Here is a 3,384-nt window from a genome sequence, read left to right on the forward strand (position 1 = left end):
GCGCAAGGCTGCCAACGAGCGTTTCGAGGCGTCAGGCGGACGCCGCCCGTCGCGTGGCAAAGAGGCTCCCGGCGCCGAGCAGCGCCCGCAGCAGCAGCGCCGCGCGAAGTCGAGCGACGAGGTCGAGGTCGTCACCGGCCGCAACTCGGTGCTCGAGGCACTGCGCGCCAACATCCCGGCCCAGACGCTCTACATGGCCACGCGCATCGAATACGACGACCGCGTGAAAGAGGTCGTCAAGCTCGCGACGACCCGCGGCATCCCGATTCTCGAGGTCATGCGCCCCGAACTCGACCGCCTCGCCGGCTTCGACTCGGTGCACCAGGGCCACGCGCTCAAGGTGACGCCGTACGAGTACGCGCACCCCATGGAGTTGCTCGAGAAGATCGAGAAGTCGGGCCGCGTGCCGCTGCTCGTCGCGCTCGACGGCATCACCGACCCGCGCAACCTCGGCGCCATCATCCGTTCGGTCGCCGCGTTCGGCGGACACGGCGTGATCGTTCCGCAGCGTCGCTCGGTGGGCCTCACCGCCTCTGCCTGGAAGACCTCGGCCGGCGCCGCGGCGCGCACGCCCGTCGCGATGGCGACCAACCTGACAGCGACGATCAAGGCCTACAAGGAGGCGGGCGTTTTCGTGCTCGGCCTCGCGGGCGACGGCGACGTGTCGCTGCCCGACCTGCAGCTGGCGAAAGAGCCCGTGCTGCTCGTCATCGGCAGCGAGGGCAAGGGCCTTTCCCGCCTCGTCACCGACAACTGCGACGCCATCGTGTCGATCCCGATCAACGCGTCGACCGAGTCGCTGAACGCCGGCATCGCCGCGTCGGTCGCGCTCTACGAGGTCAGCCGCCTGCGCGCGGCCGCGAAGAAGAAGTAGCAGCCCCACGCAGGTTGAGTGGGCCCCCGGGTCTCGCAACTCAGGCAGGATGTGGACGGGCGGGTGGGGTGCCCCGGTTTCGCGCGGGTGGCGCCGCGGCATCCGCGATTCTGCCTGAGTTACGAGATGGGGCGGCGGGCCGTGTTCGTGATTCAGGATGACTCGGGGCGCGGGTCTGGCGCTGCGGCGTGCTGGCGCGGGCGGGTACGGCGGAGCTGGTGATCCGTCCGGAATGACGAACACCGATCGCGCAACTCAGGCAGGATGTCGACGGGCGGGCGTGGTGCCCCGGTTTCGCGCGGGTGGCGCCGCGGCATCCGCGATACTGCCTGAGTTGCGAGATGGGGCTAGACCGTTGAACGCCAGTCGTCGGCTACCACGTCGACCGGCAGGGTGATCGCGCCGGTGGGCGGGTCGATCACGGTGGCCTCGTCGCGACGGTGACGCAGCACGGTCTCGACGTAGCTCGACACGGCCTCGGCGAGGGGGATGTCGCGGCTCTCGTTCTGCGCCATGTACCAGCGGTGGTCGAGCAGCTGGTGGAAGATCTCGGCGGGCTCGAGTCGTCCGCGCAGGTCGCGCGGGATCGCGCGGATCACGGGCTCGAAGACGCGCTGCGCCCACTCGTGCGCCACGACCTCCTCGTCGAGGTTCTGCTTGCCGAAGCTCGCGGTGTACGAGTCGAGGTCGTTGAGCAGGCGGCGCGCCTGGTTCTCCTGCGCGTCGAGTCCGGTGAGCCGCAGCAGTCGCCGCGAGTGGTGGCCGGCGTCGACGACCTTCGGCTGGATGCGCACCTTGGTGCCGGTCTCGTCGGTCTTGATCGCCAGCTCCTCGATGTCGAAACCGAGGTCGTTGAGGCGCTGCACGCGGTCGTTGATGCGCCAGCGTTCCGACGAGTCGAACTGCTCGGAGCCGGTGAGTTCCTTCCACAGCGTGCGGTACTGCGCGACGATGCCGTCGCTGATCGCGATCGGGTCGACCTCTTCGGCCATCTTGCCGCCGGCCTGCAGGTCGAACAGCTCGCCCGCGATGTTGACGCGGGCGATCTCGAGGTCGTTCTCGCGCTGGCCGTTGGAGAGCCCGTCGTAGAGCTGGCCGGTCTCCGCGTCGACGAGGTAGGCGGCGAAGGCGCCGGCGTCGCGGCGGAAGAGCGTGTTCGAGAGCGACACGTCGCCCCAGAAGAATCCGACGACGTGCAGGCGCACGAGCAACACCGCGAGGGCGTCGACGAGGCGGGTTGCGGTGTCGGGGCGCAGGGTCTGCGAGAAGAGGGCGCGGTAGGGGAGCGAGAACTTGAGGTGGCGCGTGACCAAGGATGATTCGAGGGCTTCGCCGCCGACCGTCGTGCGGTTGGTGATCACGGCGATCGGGTCGACGCAGGGGATGTCGAGACGCTGCAGGGTGCGCAGCATGTCGTACTCCTTGCGCGCCAGTTCGGCCGAGGTCTCCTTGATCGCGACGACGTAGCCGCTCAGGTGCACGAACCTCACCAGGTGGCGTGAGATTCCCTTCGGGAGCGCTGCGATCGTGTCATCCGGCCACACCTCGAGGGGGAGACTCCAGGGGAGGTCGAGCAGGGCGGGATCGACCGTCGCCGCAGTGATGTTCAGTGAGCCACTCATGTTTTGCCTACTTACGGCCCGGGCGGGCCCTTAACGCGGATCGAGCTTGCCGCGATCTTCCGACGATTGTCAGGGGGGATCTCGACAAGCTCGATCAGCGAACGGGTATAGCTCGATCAGCGAACGGGTACTAGCTTGCGACGACTGCCTTCTTGCTGAGGCGCAGTCCGGACTCGGTGTTGAACACGTGCACGTGGTTCGGCTCCGGGAGGACGAAGACCTTCTCGCCGGCGTTCGGGTGCGAACGGCCGTCGACGCGGGCCACGATGTCGACGCGGTTGCCGTCGATCTCGGTGTGGCCGTAGAGGTAGCCGTCGGCGCCGAGCTCTTCGACGAGGTCGACGTCGACCGGGAGGCCTTCGCCGGTCGACGAGACGCGGATGTCTTCGGGGCGGATTCCGATGGTGACCTTCTTGGCGGTCGCTTCACCGAGGGTGTCGCGGTCGACAGCCGCGATCGCCGTTCCGAACTTGAGGCCGCCGTCGACGACGTCGGCGTCGAACAGGTTCATCGCGGGCGAGCCGATGAATCCGGCGACGAACACGTTCTGAGGCTGTTCGTAGAGGTCGCGCGGAGTTCCGACCTGCTGGAGCACGCCGTCCTTGAGGACCGCGATGCGGTCGCCCATGGTGAGGGCCTCGGTCTGGTCGTGGGTCACGTAGACCGTGGTGACGCCGAGGCGGCGCTGCAGCGACGCGATCTGCGTGCGGGTCTGCACGCGCAGCTTGGCGTCGAGGTTCGACAGCGGCTCGTCCATGAGGAACACCTGCGGCTGGCGCACGATCGCGCGGCCCATGGCGACGCGCTGACGCTGGCCACCGGAGAGCGCCTTCGGCTTGCGGCCGAGGTAGGGCTCGAGGTCGAGCAGCTTGGCCGCCTCGAGCACGC

3 protein-coding genes are annotated in these 3,384 nt (G+C 68.5%); 1 reads left to right on the forward strand and 2 read right to left on the reverse strand.

Going from position 1 to position 3,384, the window contains the following annotated elements:
- Nucleotides 1-874: 23S rRNA (guanosine(2251)-2'-O)-methyltransferase RlmB (gene rlmB, locus ACLQ6X_RS02580; protein ID WP_411698604.1), on the forward strand; the 874-nt coding region annotated here is incomplete at its 5' end.
- Between the two features lie 347 nt (nt 875-1,221).
- Here rlmB and ACLQ6X_RS02585 read toward each other — a convergent pair.
- Both ACLQ6X_RS02585 and ACLQ6X_RS02590 read right to left on the reverse strand, forming a co-directional pair.
- Nucleotides 1,222-2,496, reverse strand: coding sequence for a DUF4032 domain-containing protein (locus tag ACLQ6X_RS02585; RefSeq protein WP_411698605.1), 1,275 nt, complete (start codon nt 2,494-2,496; stop codon nt 1,222-1,224).
- Between the two features lie 130 nt (nt 2,497-2,626).
- Nucleotides 2,627-3,384, reverse strand: a 758-nt coding sequence (locus ACLQ6X_RS02590; RefSeq protein WP_411698606.1) for an ABC transporter ATP-binding protein, incomplete at its 5' end; no start/stop codon positions are given.

The organism is Conyzicola sp. (genome assembly GCF_046714715.1).
GTDB lineage: Bacteria > Actinomycetota > Actinomycetes > Actinomycetales > Microbacteriaceae > Conyzicola.

Coding starts and splice junctions, on each gene's coding strand:
- ACLQ6X_RS02585 (WP_411698605.1), bottom strand. CDS start 2,496: ATGAGTGGCTCACTGAACATCACTGCGGCGACGGTCGATCCCGCCCTG.